This window comes from Amphritea opalescens (assembly GCF_003957515.1).
Lineage (GTDB): Bacteria > Pseudomonadota > Gammaproteobacteria > Pseudomonadales > Balneatricaceae > Amphritea > Amphritea opalescens.
This window is the reverse complement of the sequence record NZ_RQXW01000021.1, coordinates 52219-71077: the sequence shown is the minus strand read 5'-3', so window position 1 is coordinate 71077 and position 18859 is coordinate 52219. Positions and strand designations below refer to the sequence as shown.

The 18859-nt window shown below is 48.6% G+C and carries 15 protein-coding genes; 3 read left to right on the top strand and 12 right to left on the bottom strand.

Annotated elements, in window-relative coordinates; translation table 11 throughout:
* Positions 1 to 28: 28 nt before the first annotated feature.
* Together EH243_RS17130 and EH243_RS17125 are read right to left on the bottom strand one after the other, a co-directional pair.
* Complete coding sequence (locus EH243_RS17130) at positions 29 to 1390, bottom strand: MATE family efflux transporter (RefSeq protein ID WP_206441653.1); 1362 nt, start codon at positions 1388 to 1390, stop codon at positions 29 to 31.
* Between the two features lie 67 nt (positions 1391 to 1457).
* A complete protein-coding gene (locus EH243_RS17125; RefSeq protein WP_126159877.1) occupies positions 1458 to 2444 on the bottom strand; it encodes a zinc-dependent alcohol dehydrogenase family protein in 987 nt (328 codons plus the stop codon).
* 104 nt (positions 2445 to 2548) lie between these two features.
* On the opposite strand from EH243_RS17125, the gene EH243_RS17120 reads away from it, so the two are divergent.
* Positions 2549 to 3457, top strand: a complete 909-nt coding sequence (locus tag EH243_RS17120; RefSeq protein WP_126159876.1) for a LysR family transcriptional regulator — start codon at positions 2549 to 2551, stop codon at positions 3455 to 3457.
* Between the two features lie 14 nt (positions 3458 to 3471).
* On the opposite strand, the gene EH243_RS17115 is transcribed toward EH243_RS17120, so the two are convergent.
* From EH243_RS17115 to EH243_RS17070, 10 genes are all read right to left on the bottom strand, one after another.
* Positions 3472 to 4101, bottom strand: a complete 630-nt coding sequence (locus EH243_RS17115; RefSeq protein ID WP_126159875.1) for a glutathione S-transferase family protein — start codon at positions 4099 to 4101, stop codon at positions 3472 to 3474.
* Between the two features lie 18 nt (positions 4102 to 4119).
* Entirely contained in the window at positions 4120 to 4791 is a 672-nt protein-coding gene (locus tag EH243_RS17110; protein ID WP_126159874.1) for a glutathione S-transferase family protein, read from the bottom strand.
* Positions 4792 to 5070: 279 nt separating this feature from the next.
* Entirely contained in the window at positions 5071 to 7710 is a 2640-nt protein-coding gene (locus tag EH243_RS17105; RefSeq protein ID WP_164549157.1) for a winged helix-turn-helix domain-containing protein, read from the bottom strand.
* 134 nt (positions 7711 to 7844) lie between these two features.
* Positions 7845 to 8606 (bottom strand): glucose 1-dehydrogenase, encoded by a 762-nt coding sequence (locus EH243_RS17100; protein WP_126159872.1) that lies wholly within the window; start codon positions 8604 to 8606, stop codon positions 7845 to 7847.
* A gap of 79 nt (positions 8607 to 8685) precedes the next feature.
* Positions 8686 to 9498: an SDR family NAD(P)-dependent oxidoreductase gene (locus tag EH243_RS17095; protein WP_164549156.1), complete on the bottom strand. Its 813-nt coding sequence runs from the start codon at positions 9496 to 9498 to the stop codon at positions 8686 to 8688.
* 137 nt (positions 9499 to 9635) lie between these two features.
* A complete protein-coding gene (locus tag EH243_RS17090) occupies positions 9636 to 10019 on the bottom strand; it encodes a hypothetical protein (RefSeq protein WP_126159870.1) in 384 nt (127 codons plus the stop codon).
* Positions 10020 to 10109: 90 nt separating this feature from the next.
* Positions 10110 to 11240, bottom strand: coding sequence for a saccharopine dehydrogenase family protein (locus EH243_RS17085; protein ID WP_126159869.1), 1131 nt, complete (start codon positions 11238 to 11240; stop codon positions 10110 to 10112).
* A 109-nt stretch (positions 11241 to 11349) separates the two neighbouring features.
* The gene (locus tag EH243_RS17080; protein WP_126159868.1) at positions 11350 to 12942 is read right to left on the bottom strand and encodes a class I adenylate-forming enzyme family protein; all 1593 of its coding nucleotides are present in this window, start codon (positions 12940 to 12942) and stop codon (positions 11350 to 11352) included.
* Positions 12943 to 12952: 10 nt separating this feature from the next.
* Complete coding sequence (locus EH243_RS17075; RefSeq protein ID WP_126159867.1) at positions 12953 to 14188, bottom strand: thiolase family protein; 1236 nt, start codon at positions 14186 to 14188, stop codon at positions 12953 to 12955.
* A gap of 49 nt (positions 14189 to 14237) precedes the next feature.
* Positions 14238 to 15485 carry an acyl-CoA dehydrogenase family protein gene (locus EH243_RS17070; protein ID WP_206441651.1) on the bottom strand — a complete coding sequence of 416 codons (1248 nt, stop codon included), beginning with the start codon at positions 15483 to 15485 and terminating at the stop codon, positions 14238 to 14240.
* Positions 15486 to 15816: 331 nt separating this feature from the next.
* Between EH243_RS17070 and EH243_RS17065 the strand changes: the two genes are divergently transcribed.
* On the top strand, positions 15817 to 17391 hold the full coding sequence (locus EH243_RS17065; protein WP_126159865.1) for a DUF1302 domain-containing protein: 1575 nt from the start codon (positions 15817 to 15819) through the stop codon (positions 17389 to 17391).
* 68 nt (positions 17392 to 17459) lie between these two features.
* Positions 17460 to 18845 carry a DUF1329 domain-containing protein gene (locus EH243_RS17060; protein ID WP_126159864.1) on the top strand — a complete coding sequence of 462 codons (1386 nt, stop codon included), beginning with the start codon at positions 17460 to 17462 and terminating at the stop codon, positions 18843 to 18845.
* Positions 18846 to 18859 lie beyond the last annotated feature (14 nt).

Here is an 18859-nt window from a genome sequence, read left to right as displayed (position 1 = left end):
TCCACTAAACAAGGCTAAATAAGCTTGTTTAGTGATGAAAAGCATCAAAACAGGTGGAATCTTGTGCTTTTTTATTTGAAAAAGAGAGGTTGGGTGTTTTACGACTTCTTAATCGTAGCTTCCTTAGATAACCGGCCAACAAATTGCCGAGCATCGCGCCGGCAAAGAGTCCGGTCGGCCCTGCCAATATGGAGCCTATCCAGAGCAACGGCAGATAGCAGCCAAATAAACGTATGACTGAAATAATCACCGCCTGAGCGGGCATGCCGATGGCGCTGCAGGCAGAGATGGTGATCATACTGACCCCCAGCCCCGCATAACTTAGCGGCACTAATAACAGGTATTGATGCACGCTGTCGGCGGTGAGTGTATCGCTGGTTAAGAGGTGACTAAGGGGAGCTGAAACGAACAAAATCATGAGGGCAACAAACAGTTGAAAAACGATAACAAAGCCGATGGCGATACGCATCAGTTGATCAATTTGAGCAAGCTGTTGACGGCCTCTCAGCCTGCCGATGATCGGAGGCATCGACATGGTCAGTGAAAGTACGATGATGATAGAGAAGAACTCCATCCGGCTACCTAATCCCCACGCGGCAACGATAGTATTACCATGACTAGCAACCAGCCCAGTAGCGACCAAGGCGGTTAATGGTGGCAGAAACTGGCTCAGCATCGCTGGTGCGGTAAAGCTAAATAGCCGTTGTAAGCCAAGGCGGATGATCGCTAAGGTGTTAGGTAGCTGAACCCAGCGTTGCCGATAAATAGCCACGAAAATGATGATACAGCCTAGACCAAAGGCGCCGACGGTAGCCCAAGCAGCCCCTGCGAGTCCCATATCAAAGGTAAAGATAAACAGTGGATCGAGCAGAATATTGATCAGGCTAGTAAACACCAGCACAATGCCCGGAAAACGTGTTTGACCATAGGCACGAAAAAGACTGAAGCCGAAATACAGCATGGCGCCTAGCCAGCAGCTGATAAGCCAAGGAAACCAGTAAAGCCGAACTAATGGCAGCAGTGTTGCATCGGCGCCTAGTAACGAAAAAATAGAAGACTGTGTCGCCCAAAGCAATAAGCAGAGCAATGATATAAGGATAAAACCGGTGGCAATAATGAGTGCCCCCAGTTGTTTGGCGTAGGCGGTTTTGTCTGCGCCAAGGGCCATTGAGATGACTGCCGTGGTGGCGATGCCGAGGCCAACCTGGATACCAATAATCAATTGATAAATGGGCATTGAAAAACCCACCACCGCGAGTGGCTCGGCACCAAGCTGGCCGATAAAGGCACTATCAACTAATTGACCGCTGCTGATGGCCAGCATGCCGATCAACATTGGCCATGTCATATGAAATAGTTGTTGTTTCAACGGGGTCGATTGTGTGCTCACGCTAGCTCTCTTTGTTCGTATCCCGCTTAAAATTAAATCCAGGCCTTCCTTGGCCCGTTAGGGCAGGTTAAATATCGATAACGACTTTACCCATGCCTTGGCCGCTGCTCAGGCGCGCATGTGCTTTACCTGCTTCGGTGAGCGTAAAGCGCTGCTCATCGAGTACTGGCATTAGGTTTCCAGCTTCAACGATCTTGGCTATCTCGGTCAATATCTGACCATGGGCCGCACGTCCATGATTATGAAGCATCGGGATCAGCATAAATACAACGTGCAGTGACAAACCTTTAAAGTGCGCAACGGATAGGTCGAGCTCGACCATAGCAACGGTTGAAGCAATCTGACCATTTAATGCGGCGGCTTCGAACGAGTGGGTTAAATTAGCGCCACCTACCGAATCGAAGACGACATCAAAGCCGGCACCACCAGTATGTTTAGCAACATAATCAGCAACGGTTTCGGTTTTGTAGTTGATGCTTTTGGCTCCCAGCTTTTCGATCAGGGCGAGTTGTTTCTCGCCGCCACCGGTAGCATAGACATCGGCACCAAAGTGACGTGCAAGCTGTACGGCAACATGGCCAACACCGCCTGAACCACCATGTACCAACACCCGTTGACCGGCGCTAATGCCAGTACGAAGTAAGCCTTCATAAGCGGTGATGCCAACGAGTGGTAAGGCGGCGGCTTCACGCATCGAAAGATTACTTGGTTTGTGGGCAATCAGACGAGCATCTGCAGGCATATATTCAGCCAAGGCTCCCTGAAGATCGGCGAGGCCACCGGCACAGCCATAGACTTCATCGCCGATGGCAAATGTAGTGACACCTTCACCCAAAGCAACGATTGTCCCTGCGAAATCCATACCCAGCACGGCTGGCGCAGGGGGAGAGAGTGGTAATTCTGGGCCCAACTGACGAATCATCATATCGACGGTGTTAACGCTGGTGGCTTCGATGCGTACCAATACCTCACCCGGCTTGGCCTCCGGTGTTGGGATTTCAGCAAGCTCGAATACTTCAGGAGCACCAAATTCACGGACAATCATTGCTTTCATGGGGGAACCTCTGTTTAGTTAATGGTTGTACTTTATTCCTTGTTGTTTATGATGATAATCTTTAATAATACTCAATCTGTTTTTAGATTATATTGATAATAGCGATGAATATTGAACATCTGAAACTCTTTATTAGGATCGCGGCGAGCCGCAATATTAGTCAGGCCGGCGCCGAGTTAGGGTTGTCGCCGGCGGTCGCCAGTGCTCATATCAACAAGCTGGAAGAAGGGCTTGGGGTGCGTCTGATTCACCGAACAACCCGTAAGGTGTCGTTAACCGAGGAGGGGCGAGACTTTCTGCCCTATGCCGAGAATGTCTTGGCCAGCGTTGATGCGGCCTGTGCTTCGGTGGGCGTGGGCAATGACTTACCCTCCGGCACATTGAGAGTGTCGGCCTCGGCATCGTTTGGGCGTATGCATCTAGTGCCTGCGTTGAACGGTTTCCTGTCCTGCTATCCTGACCTCAGTGTCGATCTACGCTTATCCGACTCCATTATTGATATGGTGGAAGGGGGCTTTGATATTGCGATTCGTATTGCTGAACTAAAAGATTCAACGCTGGTGGCTCGTAAACTGGCACCGGATGATCGTATTATTTGTGCCTCGCCTGACTACCTCAAAGAGTATGGTGAACCCAGATCACCACAAGACTTAATCAAGCATCGCTGTATCAGTTTATTGGGCTTGGAGCATTGGCGTTTTAAAGGTCCAAGCGGGGAGCACGTTATAAAAGTGCAGGGGCATTTTCGTACCGATAATGGCGAAGCTGTTAGAGATGCCTGCGTGAATGGCGTTGGCATCGCGATTGGCTCGACCTGGAGTGTTTATCAACAACTGCAGGCAGGTGAGTTGGTGCAGGTACTGAAGGGTTATCCATTAATGTCTGACACGGCTGTTTGGGCGGTGTACCCCAGTTCGCGCTTACTCGCCCCCAAGGTGAGGGCGTTTATAGATTACTATACCCAATGCTTCAGTGCGCCGTTGTATTGGCAAGCAGATGATGTTGATCACTAGGCTTGCCGTTATTCTTAGGCTCCAGCGCTGGTGCGGGTATTGACGAGAGCATACCAGCGCAGAATATGGGTATGCTGTTCTGGGGTTTTTAGTTTGGCCCATTTAGCGAAGTCGAGTGCACAGAGTGCGGTAATATCGGCGATCGAAAAGCTTTCTCCGGCAACATAGGGTTGATCTTTAAGACGGTCGTTTAGCCGTTCAAGAAATCGTTGATAACTGGCGATACCGCGGTCGACTAAAGCGTCGATAGCGATTACCCCGGAAGTGCCAGGCAAGGCTCTCTCTTTAAAGGTTGGCGCAGAGTTACGTAATACATCTGCCAGCGGTAGTAGGGCATCAAACTCAATATGGCGTTGGCAAGATTCTATCTTCGCTTTGGTTTTTGCATCATGGCCCATGAGTGCGGGCTCTGGATGAAGCTCCTCAAGATAACGGCATATGGCGATACTTTCATCGAGATAACTACCGTCGTCGAGTTCTAATAAGGGTAATACCCCCCGTGGATTCTTACTGAGGAAGTCTGATTGCAGGTTTTCACCCTGAGCAATATCGATCTCAATGCGGGGGATATCGATCCCTTTTTCGGCCATAAACATGCGAACACGACGGGTGTTTGGTGCGGAGGTGCAGTCATAGAGTTTCATTAAACGTTCCTTTTAAGATCAGTTAACTAAAATAGAGCGGGCTGTTTGGATGAACCTCTCTGCATTTCCGTTATGGATGTTGATGGGCGGTAAGTTGATACCCCGTTGACAGGCAGGACGCTGGGCGATTCTTTCTATCCAATCTTGTAAATGAGGAAACTCATCGACCTCAACGCCTGACCATTCATGGGTACGTATCCAGGCCCAGTTAGCGATATCGGCAATACTGTAATGCTGTGCCAGATAGTCACGGCCGTTAAGGTGATTATTCATGACGGCATATAATCGCCGAACTTCATTTTGATAGCGATCAATAGCCGGTTGATACTGATCTTCTCGATAGCGATACCAGACATTGGCCTGTCCCATCATCGGGCCGATACCACTCATTTGAAACATCAACCATTGTAAGGTTTGTGAACGTTCATTAGGTTCTTGGGATAGTAGCTTGCCGGATTTTTCGGCTAGGTAGATTAAAATGGCGCCTGAATCAAAGACGCTAATATTATGGTTGCCTCTATCGATGATGGCGGGAATTTTCCCGTTTGGGTTGATGGTTAAAAAATGAGAGCTTTTTTGCTCATTATTGGTCAAATCTAAGGTGGTTATTAAGTAGGGCAGCTGCATCTCTTCTAAGGCGATACTGATTTTATGGCCGTTAGGGGTCGCTGCCGTGTAAAGCTCTATCATGCTAAGCCCGTCCTATTTGTTATTTTTAAAGAGAGAAGGGCGCCAACGCGCCTATTTAATCTATCAAACAGCGTTTAGTTAGCCGCCATCATTAGGGATGGTTTACCTAAGGTGATGAGTTCAAGCTAGGGCGTAAGATGTAACGACAGTCGTTTCACCTTGGTGGAGTGGGCCGTACTGGGGAGAAGAGTCGCCTTAATAGGGGTAGAACAGCCATCGTTCATCCCCCTATTAAGGCGATATCAGTTATGTGGATATCGCTGACTGGCGCTTAGCGTGTTAATCGATCAGCCCTAACTTTCGGCTTTCGGCGAGCGCTTCAGTTCGTGACTTTACGCAAAGTTTTTCATAAAGCCGTCGCAGGTGCCATTTAACGGTGTTAACCGATAGGAATAGGTTATCCGCGATCTGATCGTTTTTCAGGCCACCACCAACGAGCTTGAGAATTTCAAGTTCACGGTCCGATAAATCTTCCACTAATGAGGCATTTTCAACATCGGCGGCCAATGATTCACCCACTAATAGCAGTAATGAATCGCAGTAGGTTATGCGTTTATTATTGGCAATATTAGGGTGTTTGTTCCACTCGATATAGAGTGCTTTGAGCAATGCGATGGCCAGAGGGCCTTCATCGATAATGCTCCGCATTGAACCGATTTTTAGCCCTAGGTCGAGCGCTTCGATCATGCAGCGGTGGGCGTTCTGAGTATCTTCACTCAAGCCATAAGCAATGGACTGCAACACTAAGAGTGTTAGTGTCCGACAGGGGGTATGTCTAGCATTAGATAAAAATAGATCAATTTGTGTTAAAGCCTGTTTGGTATGGCCGGTATGTATGTCATAGCGTAATGGGGCAATATCCTGAGAACCTCGGATATCAGCGGGATTGAGAAAACCCGCAGGATAGTCTGGGATGTTATCGATATCTGTTTGCGTGGCAAAGGTTTTAGCGGCATCTAAATCGCCAAGAAGAATGGCGAAGCGAACTCTTTCCCAGCGCATCTCCTTAACCAGCCGTGGTAGTGATGCACTGACACCGGCGATTTCACCCTCCTCAAGGTATGAGTAAGCGGTGTTTAGGTCGTCATTGATAAAGGCAATGCGTGCCCGTGTCAGGCAGCCGGAGATGACCATATCTGGGGGGATGGTATTGTTGATCGCATCGGCAAAATGTTCATCCAGCAGTTGTTGTGCTTCATCTAGATGGTTTAGTTCGAATAGCAACCCGACTTGAAAGCCAAGGCAGACCGCTTTAGATACCTGTTTAGTGAGGGATGGATCATTGAAATTTTGATAATCAGAATCGTAGCCTATCTGACTAAATCGCTCCTTGGCTAATAACAGATTACCCAACTGGCACTCTCTGAGGGCTGCAAGGGTGTCAGAGTAGGCTAAACCAAAGCAACTGCCCGACTTAATATGGGCGGCCCGGGCTTTTAAAATATACTGCTGAGCAAGTTGATATTCTTGTGCGCCTATATTGTATAACGCAAGAATATTGGCGAGTACGCCCCGTTCGAAATGATCTTCTTCACGGATGTAGGGAAGCTGTTTGTAAGCTAATGTGCCGGCAGAGGGGACATCATCTTTCATAATGAGCAGCAAAGACTCAAGAGTGAAGAATAATGAGAGTAGCTCTTCAGGTAATCCCTGTTCGTCGTTAATGGTTCTAAGGCTTTGAAGTAGTGTTTCTGCCGTTTCTTGTTTGTGGAGAAAGAGGCTAGCCCAGCAGGTGCTGGATAACAGCGTTGGCGTATTAATGGGGTATTGAGCCGAGATCTGCGAGGTTAGGGTAATCAATGTTCCGAGTTGCCCTTGAGTCACTAGGTATTTACTAAAGCTTTCCAATATATCCGTTGCAAATGGTAGGTTTTTCGCAGCAATAGCATGATGAACCGCTTCTAATTTATAGCCTTGATCGTCATGCCAGCAGGCGGCTTTATCATGCAATGCGGCGATTTTTTGAGGAATTAATTGAGTTAATCGTTTTAATAAAAACTGCCGTACGAGTCCATGCAGCCTAAACCAGTGGCGCTGTTGATCCAAGGGTTGAAGGAAAAGGCCTTTTTCGCAGAAACTCTCCAGTTGTGTTTGTGCCCCTTGTTCTCCGGTTAAGGCTTCACAGAGCGAGGCGTTCATGCGGTTTAAAACAGATACTTTGAGCAAGAATAGCTGCTGCTCTGTACCTAGGCGACGAAAGACCTCTTCAGACAGGAAGTCGGTAATCTCATCCATTTCGCCGGTAAGGTTTTGTACCCAGGTTTGTGCATCATCCATGCGCGGGAAACAGAGCATGGCTAAACGGATGCCTGCAATCCAACCCTCGGTTTTATCGGTCAATGTTTGGGTGATGGCATCACTAAAGGGGCCCGTTAGCCTGAGTTCACCGAGACGGGTGGTTTCTTGGGTACTGAAACGAAGATCCACATCACTCAGTTCTAATAATTCGTTTTGTAGCTTAAGTTTGGCGAGGCTCCAGTCCGTCTTTTTTTCTCTTGAGGCGACCACCATCAGCTTCCCCGGTGGTAGCTGTTGCTGCAACATCGACAGTAGGCGGATCGATTCAGCATCGTTGATCGTTTCGAGTTCATCGATAAACAACACCGATGGCGCTTGCTTCTCTTTAAAAAAATCTGCGAGCAAGGTGGCGTGGTTGAGTATCGAACGACGTAGGTCGATGGATCCGGTTGGTTGGGTATTACCGGTCAATGCGTAGCGTAAATAGGTGAATAGTCGGCCCGGGTCATTATCATCCTCATCAAGGGTGAGCCAAGCAGTCGATACCCCCTGTTGTGTCAAGGAGTGTTGCCATTGTGACATGAGGGTTGATTTGCCGTAGCCAGCGGGTGCTGCGATCAGTATTAAGCGTTTATCTCGGTTTAGATCGAGCTGATCAAGCAGTTGTTGACGTGCAAGCATGTCCCGACCCCAGGGGAGGGGTGGGGACAGCTTAGTGTCTATTATGAGAATATTATTATTGTTATTCGTCATATTTTAAGAGCTTATGTCCTATAAAGTGATATTTAGAAGGGCACAAAATAGAGGTGATCAGCTTAGTGAGCTGTATATCCACCATCTATGATCAGTTCAGCTCCGGTCATATATTGAGCATCATCTGAAGCCAAAAACAGAGCCGCACTGGCGATCTCTTCAGGCTGGGCCATTCGCTTCATGGGAATGTTGGATAAAACTCGTTGCTCGAGTTCAGCCGCATCGGCTTCTGAAAGGTCTTCCATTGCTTGACTAACGAGGGGGGTGATTACATAGCCGGGATGGAGAGAGTTGATTCGGATATTATAATCTTCCTTCGCGCAATGGAGAGCTGCGGATTTGGTGAAGACACGAACGGCTCCTTTGCTCGCATTGTAGGCCGCTAATTTCGGTTCGCCAATAATTCCTTCAATGGAAGATACATTAATGATGCAGCCTCCTGCAACCTTCATGGTTTTTATTGCTTCTTGGCAACCGAGAAAAACAGCATCATTATTGATAGCGTGAGTATGCTGCCAATCTTCGAGTGTACAGTCTTCTACATTGGCGGGGATCACGATACCAGCATTGTTCACCAGAACATCTAGGCGGCCATAGTGGGTCAGAATTTTTTGACTAGCTAGCTCCCAGGCTTTTGGCAGTCTGACATCTAATTCGATATAGAGCGCTTGGTCCCCTAGTTCTTGTGTAAGGGCTCGCCCCTGTTCATGGTCAATATCCGCGACCACAACCTTGGCTCCTTCCTGTGTAAAACGTTCGCAGATTGCCTTACCAATACCGGAAGCACCACCGGTGACTAAAACGACTTTATTGTGTAAACGCATGGGTAAATCTCCTGATCAATTCGGTTTATTACTTTAATACGCCCTGTCTTTGGGCGGAGATTGAGGCCTGAGAGAGGGCTTATTGCGCGCCCATACCGCCATCAACGGAAAATTCAGCCCCAGTGATAAAGCCAGCCGCATCGGATGCGAGGAAGACAATCATCTGTGCGATATCTTCGACTTCACCAAGCTTACCTATGGGGGTCATACCGATGATTAGCTCTTCGGCTTCTGCCGTCGTTTTAGCTAAGCCAATATCAACGAAATCTTGAAAGGCTTGAGCCCCCATATCGGTTCTGATGACACCGGGATGTACCGAATTGACGCGGATACCATAGCCGAGCTTGCCGAACTCAACGGCTGCGTGTTTGGTATATAGGCGCACTGCGCCTTTGGTGGAGCCATAGGCGCTATGACCAGGGACACCAATTAATCCAGCGATGGATGATAGGTTAATAATGGAGCCACCTTTACCGGCAGCACCACCGGGTTTCATTACTTCGGCTGCGGACTTCATGCCCAAAAAAATGGATTCAACGTTGACCTTATGAACGTGACGTACCTGTTCGAGAGAGTTTTCAAGCAGCGTGCCGCCGATATAGATGCCCGCATTATTGACGAGAATATCGAGTCCTCCGAACTGCGCTAGCGTTGCCTTTACACTTTTATCCCAATCATTTTCTGAGCAGACATCGAGGGTATGAAAAGCAACATCTAAGCCTTGTTCGCGTAAGCCATCAACGCTCTGTTGACCGAGCTCTGTTTGGATGTCAGTGGCCATTACCTTAGCGCCCATACGTGCTAAATACTCGACACAGCTGGCGCCGATGCCAGTGGCTGCACCGGTGACGAGTGCCACTTTATTCTCAAGGTTGAGTGGATTAACGTTCATGATGTTTCCTTCGTTTGTTTTTATTAGGGAAAGCGGAATAAACCCGGTACAGACGTTCATCAGTTGTTTAGCTGCCTGAGGATTAATCTTCAGGATCGCTGGCTGATGAACACTGTGCTTTATTAAGGTCTGTTGAATTATGAAGAGGGTGATTGCCGTAAGGTGTTTAAAAACAACATAGCGAACACGAGGTCAACGCTGGTGAGTGCTGGTAATTGCCAGGAGATACTGCCTGCAAAATAGTATCCGACAGGTAGCGCAAACACAGAGAGTTTTCCCACAATACCGAGGTAAACGATATTACGGTTTTTATCGAAGTCTAAACTCACCCAGTAATACCCCAGACCGAAAAGTGCGACCAAGCAGGCAAACAGGTGTAGATAGATTGGATTTTGTGGCACAGGGCTCAGGCCTATCAGGTTAAAGACAGGCTGATAAGCAAACAAAAAGATGATCGCGACTGTCCAGTTGAACAGGGCCGCGGTGAAAAAAAATGAGCGATGTTTATTGTTATTGTTCATTGCAGGTCACCTTGTGTTATACAGCAACAAGAGAATAGGGGGGTATTCCCCCCCTTGGTATCAGCTTAGGCTGACCGTTTTAATAGGCTGTTATTGAGCCGCTTTAGTTGGCAGGTTACAAAAGCCTTGCTCATGGAAAAACTCAAGCAGTTCGTGATGGCCAAAGGCTTTGGCGGCCGACTGGAAGCCAACCTTTTTGAGTTGGCCGTTTAAAATACGCTTAGCGGATTCGGCACAGATTTCACCGGTAAAGGTGTAAGGTGCCCATAGGGATAACGAAAAGGTGGTGGTCACCTGGTTGCCTTGGCCATGACAGACAATCACGCTGCGGAAGCGATTATGATTATCCTTGGCGGGCTCCGAGGTTGTCATTTCACCACCCATCTGATTAGTCAGCTGTTCCTTTTCTTCCTGTGTCATACCTTGAGAACGTTCATTGTAGGTTTGGATAGCTAAAATGACGTTGTTGATAATTTCGTCACCGAATGCTGTCAATACAGAGCAGTTACGGACGCGTTCGTCCATCTTGAACCACACAGGTTCGCAAGCGCCGCCCCAAGGAATGGCCAACTTGGGCAGTGATTGGTGGGGAAGATTGACCGTATAGGCTTTGTCATTAGGCCATGATTTGTATTCGCCTTCCTCAAGGTAGAATTGCGTATCAGGGTTACCTTGCATTCGGAGAAAGGATTTGGTCGATGCCACGGAAGGTTGGGCATTATCGACTTGGTAGATGATGTCGAGACTATCGACACCTTTGGTTTCCAAAACAACTTCAGCGGCGAGTGCTCCGGCTTGCCACATAAAGGAATTTGCCGGGCTGAGTAGCAGGTTTTTGGCGGCAAAGGCAGCGCCATATTTCTCTTGAATAGCGATCGTCCAATCTTGCTCACCGGTGGTATCCAAATAGTGGCAATTGGCTTGTAGGCAAGCCTCGACTATGGGCCAACCGAGCTGCATAAAGGGGCCTGAGACATTGATGAGGACATCTACATTTTCAAGTAGTGGTAACAGTTCTTCTGTGGCGTTACTGGTGACGAGGAGTTCAGCATCGATGGGCGCGCCAAAACGCTCTTCTACGACTTTACGGGCGGCTTCTAGTTTGGTTTGATTCCGGCCTGCCATATAGAAGGGTATATTGCGTTGCGCCAGAGATTCGGCAACTAACTTACCTGTGTAACCACTGGCACCATAGATCAATACATTTCGCTTACTACTCATGGGGTGAACCTCTTATTATGTTTATTAATAGGCTAAGGTTTTTCTGTTTGTGTCCGTGGTTCCATTGCTATCACTGCGGTGAGTGAGTGCAAAAAGAGTCACGTCTTATTTAGCTAAAAACCCTTTCCGATTGGGTATCAAATAGTTCCAATAGGAAACGTTCTTGGGGTTTTTCGGAGGCGGTTTTAGGTATTTCATCCACTAACTGCACATAGCTGGGGACGAAGTTAGCTTCTAAGTTTGCTCTGCAATCACTGAATAGAGAATCAGCACAGAAGTGAATACCAGGCTGTGGAACGACGGCCACCACAATATCTTTTTCGCCCGGGGCGCCTGAGCTTGCCGCAACGCCATAAACATAGACATCGGCAACCTGAGGGTTTTCAGCAACCACTTTTTCAATATGAGCAGCGTTAATAAAGTCGCCGTTACGGCGAATTCCGCCTCCCTTGCGGTAGTGAAAAAATAACCAACCCTCCTCATCGATATGGCCTATATCACCCATACGTAACCAGCCGTCACGAATCTTTTCTCGGGAAGCTTCTTCGTTCTTGAAGTAGGCTACCTTAGGTACGCTACCATCGGCATTACGGAAGATAATCTCGCCCGGTGTACCCGGAGGGCATTCGGTATCATTTTCATCGACGATGCGAACCTCCAGTGATGCAGGGGCTTTCCCAATACTGCCCACGGGACCTAATCCCATTGGGTTTAGCGATAGGCCGCCTTCGGCCGCGCCATAGAGTTCGTAAATATCAACCTTGAAGCGCTCTTTAAAGTCGTTCCAAAGCGCTGCCGGCATACCCGCACTGAGGACATAACGTACAGGGTTGTCGGCATCATCGGGTTGCTTGGGAAGGCTATACAGTGCGGTGGTCATCCCTCCCAACAAATTGAATACGGTACAACCATAAAGACGTGTCATATCCCATAGACGTGATTTAGTGAATTTACGACTGATGACTGCTCTGAGCCCCATTTTTAGTGCCACGCCCATGGTGAGCAGTTGAGCGTTGGCATGGGTGAGTGATAGACCCGTATAGGGGCGATCTCCTTGACGCATACCGAGAAACTCCCCTTGACTGACCACATCGCCAAAGCGGCGGTGCGAGGAGAGTATTGCTTTAGGGTCACCGGTGGTGCCTGAGGTATATAACATTTGCATCGGCGCATCCGGATCTTGAGAGATCACGGGCAATGTGGGTACCTCAGCGGTTAGCAGGGTTTGAATATCCAAGGCCCCTTTGCCCGCAGTCGCCATTGAGGCGGTATTCAGTTGGATGATCCACTCAAGCTCGGGTAGTTGAGCTTTGATCGAATACAGGTTGTCGAGGGCGTAGTCGGCACAGATCACCCCTCGGCACTCGGAAAATTCCAACATATACTTCAATTTGGCACCCTGAACCCGAGGGTCGATCGGCACAAATACGGTACCGGTAATGGATGCCGCAATCATCGCTTCAACAAATTCTGGATGGTTTTGCATTAGCAGAGCAAACGTTTGTCCAGGCTTGAGGCCTTGGGCATTCAGCCCCGCCGCGATGCGCTGTCCGTTATCCCAGAGTTGTTGATAGCTGCGCACCTGTTCCTGAATACAGCCCTCGGCATCCACATGGATAAAGGTTAGGACATCCAGGTCCGGTTGGCGGTCCACCCAATTTTGGATCAGGTTGGCAAGAATAAGCTCGTCTCTAATACTCATAGCAGACCTTCTATTTTGTCAGGATACTAACGACCACAGCGGCAGCGTCGGTATTGATCCAGCCACCGCCATTTTCTGCTAAGGCAATACGCGCGCCTTCGACTTGACGTCCCTTAGCACGGCCCTGCAACTGCTCGGTTAGTTCAACGATTTGGGCGATACCGGTGGCACCAATAGGGTGACCTTTACGAAGTAGTCCGCCGGAGGTATTCACCGGTACGCGGCCTCCTAGCTTGCTATGGCCTTCTTCCACGAAACGGCCACCTTCGCCCTTGTTACAGAGTCCGAGTTGTTCGTAATAGATCAGTTCAGAAGGCGCGGAGGCGTCATGTAGCTCGATACAAGAAAGGTCTTCCGGGCCTACGCCCGCTTCTTCATAAGCCTCCATTGCGCAGGTCTCAGTAACACCGGCTTCATCTTCCGACTGTGGGTCCCAGCCGCTGCGTAGTACGGAGCTAGCCACTTTAACAGGGTCACTTAAACCCATTTCACGGGCCTTTCGTTCGCTCACCAGTACCACCGCGGCGGCACCGTCACCGATGGGGGAGCACATAGGTAAGGTCAGCGGATATGCAATTTCCGGTGCGGACAATACTTGTTCGACGGTTAACAGTTCTTGATATTGAGCGCGGGGGTTTAGGCTGCCATGGAAGGAGTTTTTGGCTGAAACAGCGGCAAATTGAGCCTGAGTAGTACCATACTTTTTCATGTGCTCCAGCGCCATTGAAGCGTAGATATCCATGAAAACCGAACGCTTAGTACCGGCGCCATCCATGTCTACCTTCATACCCGCAGCTTCAGCGCGAGCCACGATCTGTTGCTCAACCGCATCATAGTTTTCGACATCAACCGCGCCGCTGAAAACCGAGAAGGTTTTTAGCTTATCGGAGTGAAATAGTTTTTCCGCACCGGTGGCCAACACAACATCATAGAGACCGCTGGTAATCATAGTGCAGGCCTGATTAAAGGCCGTTGAGGCCGAAGCGCAGGCGTTTTCGACATTAATGACGGGAATCTGGCCAATGCCGATCTCCCGTAGGGCCATCTGACCGGGCACACAGACCTGTCCTACGATGACGCCCGCAGCCGCATTACCCATATAGGCGGCTTGCAGGTCTTTGGCGTCTAATCCTGCGTCAGTTAATGCTTGGTTTACGGCTTCGATAGTGAGTGATTTCAGGCCTCGGTCTAGGTGTTTACCAAACCGTGTCATACCTACGCCTGCAATATATGCATTCTGTTTCATCTTATTATCCTTGCGTTATCTCTGGGCTATCAGTCAGGAACCGGCGGTTTTAGAGCAGTTCCGGATTGATCAACAGGTTGCCACCTTTGATAGCGAGCACCTCGTTACAGCCGTCGGCAATCAGGCCTGAACGAGCATCGCGTAGTAGCTTTTCCATGGGATATTCTTTGGTCATGCCGTTACCACCGAAAATCTGTAGGGCATCACTGGCCACTTCAAAGGCGGTTTCTGTGCAGGTAATCTTGGCGGCAATAGAGCCTTGCAAAGCGTGATCTGATGCCGAGGCATTGTATTCCACGGTACGTCGGAGTAGCGCGCGGGCGGCTTCTATCTTGCGGAACATATGAAACATCCGGCTTTTAACACTTTGATGGCGCATGAGTGGCAGGCTGCCCTGTTTGCGCTCATGGGCATAGGTTAAGGCATGTTCATAGGCGGCACGGGCCACACCAATATACATATTGGCAACGTGGGCATTGGCCTCGGCAAGCGTGCTATAGAGAAACTTAGCGTAAGTATCAGGCCCTGCTAGTAGGTGGCTTAGGGGAACCTCAACATTGTCGAAATAGAGCTCGCCCTGATTGAGCGCACGAACGCCTGCTTTATCTAAGGGTTTGCCTCGAGTAACGCCTTTAGCATCTAGCGGCACAATCATAGAAATGCCTGGGCGGGTGGTGCCGTTATCATCGTAATGGCAATACAGGGCACAGACCTCAGCTGTCATCGCACCGGAAACCCAAGCGGATTTCTGACCATTAATAATGATCTTATCGCCTTCAATACGGGCGGTGCAGTTTGGTCGGCCATACTGTCCTGCGGAGTCTTGCATCGTGCCATCGGTATCGAGCATATCGCTACCATGATCCGGCTCGGTAATACCCCAGCAGCCGCGTTTACCATCACAAAATGCGACCATCTCGTGATTACCCGCTATGGCTGCGTAGAGTACGGGAAACTGATTCACTAGAATCGCTCCGGCTAGGCCAGCGTCACCCCAAGAGAGTTCTTCCGAGGCAATGGCCATGAGTCTAGCCCGCTCTACCGGTGCCATGTCCATCATCGCGGTGACGGAAAGGCCTAGTTCTTTTGCTTGTTCTAGTACGCTCCAGAGCTTTGACCCTTCCGCGATCATCTCTTCCGGTGTCACTTTGTCTAGTTCCATACCGATAGGGCGGAGTACTTCTTTGGCGAATCGTCGAACGCCTTCTTGAACGGCTAATTCTTCTTCGGTTAAACCGGATTCCAAACCAGTTGGGGAAAGTTGAGGGCCGTGAATATTTTGATGATGTAATGGCATTACTAAGAACCTCATTATTGTTGTTATAGCTAACGTTTGTTGCTCTGTTTGCTTGGTGATTTCTTAGCAGCAAAAGCAGAGACCTATCACTGTTTTTCGGGTTTATGTCTTGCAGGTTAGCTATGAAAAATGAGGGGGTAACCACCCGAAAGGATAGAACTGATTGTTTGAGTGGGTGGGTGGTTTTTCCATCCTTTGGGATGGTTTTTGATGGGTGGCCTTTTGATAGTTTGAATAAACCTACTGGATCAGATCAGGGTGATAAGGCATTAACAAGTTGATGAAGGATAGATCTGGCAGTGCTTAATAATAAACATAAAAAAGAGGCGATATGATGAACTTCCCTAGCAGGAGAAAGCAGTCTTACCGGCTGTTAAAACAAGCTATGACGGCCACCGCGGTGTCTATATGTTTTTCTCAAGGTGCGTATGCATTGAGTTTCGAACCGACAGAAGAATTACATATTGATTGGGATACCACGCTGAATTACGGTGCCAGCTGGCGAGTAGAAGACAGAGATGAGCGGTTAGTTGATCCAACTATTAATGGGGGTGTTAATGTCAATAAAGATGATGGTGATCGCAACTTTGATAAAGGGCTGATCTCCAATAGGGTCAGTGTGACCACTGAAATGGATATTAATTACCGTAATGATTACGGTATGTTTCTCCGTGGCCGTGCTTACTATGATGATGTCTATCACCAGGATACGGATAACGACTCTCCGGGCACATTTAATGGCGCTTCGCACAACTACAACGAGTTTAATGAGGAGACCAAGAAACGTCATGGCGACGAAATGGAGATGCTGGATTATTTTGTCTACGGCAACTTCGATCTGTCTGGTAAGAACCTTAATGTGCGTCTCGGTAGTCAGGTGGTTAGTTGGGGTGAAAGTGTATTCGTTGTCGGTGGTATCTCCACGGCACAGAGTCCTCTGGATGCCACCCAGTTAGGTGTGCCAGGGGTTGAACTGAAAGATATCTTTTTACCGCAAAAGCAGCTGTATATGCAGTTGGATTTGAACGAGGCGATGTCGGTCGAGAGTTATTATCAATTTGAATGGGATAAAACACGCTTAGTCGCTGCCGGTAGTTACTTCAGCGCCGATGATTATTTCGATGAAGGTGGTGAACAGCTATTTACTGGGTTGGGAACGCTGACCCGAGGCGATGATACCGCTGCGGATAATAGTGGCCAGTATGGTGTGGCATTTCGTTATCTAGCCGAAGATCTTAACAATACTGAATTTGGTTTCTACTACCTTAACTATCACGATAAATTGCCGGTGTTTGATTGGAGTAAGGCGCTTAGCAACGGCACCTATGCTTTACGCTATGCCGAGGATATCAAACTTTATGGCGCTAGTTTCGGTACCGTTATTGGTGATACGAACGTCAGCGGTGAGTACAGCTACCGTGATGGAATGCTGTTCTTAGATTCCACTCCGGGTACGACGATGCCGATCAAAGGCGATTTGAGTACGGTTCAACTTTCCGCGATTCATGTTTTTGGCCCAAGTTTCTTGGCGGACGATACCACCTTTGTGGGTGAGTTGGGTTACAACAAGGTACATGGTGTTAAAGCCAGCGAGCTACTGTCAAATGATACCGATGGTTGGGGTTTTGCTGCCAAGTTTGACTTGGCATACCAGCAGGTGATGCCCGGTATTGATATGAATATCCCGATTATCTGGAACCATGACTTGGCGGGTAATCTCGGCGGCGATTCGGCGGTGCTAGCCACGTTTGATAAGGGTAAGGATGTCGTCAGTGTGGGGGCAGAATTCACCTACCTGAATAACTTCAAAACCGATATTAAATACACTACTTACCTTGGGAGTGCTGACGAAGACCCACAAGCTGACCGAGATTTTGTCTCTATTAGCGCGAAATACAGTTTCTGATTGAGCACGGCAGCCGGTGCCTGTGCTACTAGCGGCTGCTGTCTTTTGATACATAAAGGTATATGACAATGATAAAAACAAATACACCCCCTTTTACTAAAACATGGCTATTGGTTTCCGGACTAACAGCGGGTTTATGCTGCAGTAGCTTGGCTTTCGCTGCGGTGGATGCCGATACAGCAGCCCGTTTAAACGGTGACCTCACGCCTTTAGGTGCCATTCGTGCGGCCAATGCGGACGGTTCTATCCCTGCGTGGACTGGTGAAGTTGTTAATGCTGAGTTGGCTGAAAACGGCGGCCGTATTGATCCGTTTGCCGGCGAAAAACCGCAGGTTCAGATTACCGCGGCGAATTATCAGCAATATAAAGAGCAGTTGACCGAGGGCCAGGTAGCTCTGTTTGAAAAGTATCCTGACACGTTTCGTATGGATGTTTATCCTACCCATCGTACCCATGCAGCACCTCAGTATGTGTATGACAATACCTTCAAAAATGCGACCCGTGCTCAATTAGATGCCACCGGTAATAGTGTCGATAATGCTTATGGTGGTATTCCTTTTCCGGTACCTCAAAATGGTAGTGAAGTGGTTTGGAACCACCTCTTACGCTGGGTAGGTGAGGGCGCTTTTAAAGAGTATGTGTCCGTGACAGTACAAGATAATGGCGCACTGGGTCATGGCGGTGGCGATCTTTGGGAAACTTATCCCTATTACGCTAAGGATGGCAGTATTGAAACCTTTAATGGCAATCTGCTTGAGTTGTTGCTGATCTACAATAAACCGACACGCCGTAAGGGTGAGGTTATTTTGTTGCAAGACCCGATGGATCAGGCATCTACCCCTCGTCAGGCATGGCAGTATATCCCTGGACAGCGTCGGGTGCGTCGCGCTCCAACGATTGCCTTTGATACACCGAATGCACAGTTTAACGGTCAGGCAACCTATGACAATGCGTTTATGTTTAATGGTTCGCCCGAACGTTATGACTGGACGCTGGCCGGTAAGAAAGAGATGTATATCCCGTATAACAACAACCATCTGATTCAGGCTTTTAGTGAAGGTGATAGCAAAATCCGTGAGATAGCCACACCGCATCACCCTAACCCTGATTACGAACGTTGGGAAAAGCATCGTGTTTGGGTATTGGATGCGACGCTAAAAGAGGGCAAACGTCACGTATATGCTAAACGTCGTTTCTACCTTGATGAAGATAGCTGGGCGATCGTTGCTACGGATATCTACGATGGTCGCGGTAACCTATGGCGTGTTGGTTTTGCCAGCATGTTAAACGCTTATGATCTACCGGGTACGTTGATACGGGGCAACTGGCATACTGATTTGCAAAATGGTGCTTATGCCTTTAACGAGATCGATACCAAGCCTATTAAGCTTTACAAGGGTGAAGAGCATGGTTTCTACACACCGAGTAACGTACGTAAGTTGAGTCGTCGATAAGTTTACGTCCTCAG

Coding starts and splice junctions, on each gene's coding strand:
- EH243_RS17065 (WP_126159865.1), top strand. CDS start 15,817: ATGATGAACTTCCCTAGCAGGAGAAAGCAGTCTTACCGGCTGTTAAAA.
- EH243_RS17085 (WP_126159869.1), bottom strand. CDS start 11,240: ATGAGTAGTAAGCGAAATGTATTGATCTATGGTGCCAGTGGTTACACA.
- EH243_RS17095 (WP_164549156.1), bottom strand. CDS start 9,498: ATGAACGTTAATCCACTCAACCTTGAGAATAAAGTGGCACTCGTCACC.
- EH243_RS17110 (WP_126159874.1), bottom strand. CDS start 4,791: ATGATAGAGCTTTACACGGCAGCGACCCCTAACGGCCATAAAATCAGT.
- EH243_RS17115 (WP_126159875.1), bottom strand. CDS start 4,101: ATGAAACTCTATGACTGCACCTCCGCACCAAACACCCGTCGTGTTCGC.
- EH243_RS17090 (WP_126159870.1), bottom strand. CDS start 10,019: ATGAACAATAACAATAAACATCGCTCATTTTTTTTCACCGCGGCCCTG.
- EH243_RS17105 (WP_164549157.1), bottom strand. CDS start 7,710: ATGCTTGCACGTCAACAACTGCTTGATCAGCTCGATCTAAACCGAGAT.
- EH243_RS17120 (WP_126159876.1), top strand. CDS start 2,549: ATGAATATTGAACATCTGAAACTCTTTATTAGGATCGCGGCGAGCCGC.
- EH243_RS17080 (WP_126159868.1), bottom strand. CDS start 12,942: ATGAGTATTAGAGACGAGCTTATTCTTGCCAACCTGATCCAAAATTGG.
- EH243_RS17075 (WP_126159867.1), bottom strand. CDS start 14,188: ATGAAACAGAATGCATATATTGCAGGCGTAGGTATGACACGGTTTGGT.
- EH243_RS17070 (WP_206441651.1), bottom strand. CDS start 15,485: ATGCCATTACATCATCAAAATATTCACGGCCCTCAACTTTCCCCAACT.
- EH243_RS17100 (WP_126159872.1), bottom strand. CDS start 8,606: ATGCGTTTACACAATAAAGTCGTTTTAGTCACCGGTGGTGCTTCCGGT.
- EH243_RS17125 (WP_126159877.1), bottom strand. CDS start 2,444: ATGAAAGCAATGATTGTCCGTGAATTTGGTGCTCCTGAAGTATTCGAG.
- EH243_RS17060 (WP_126159864.1), top strand. CDS start 17,460: ATGATAAAAACAAATACACCCCCTTTTACTAAAACATGGCTATTGGTT.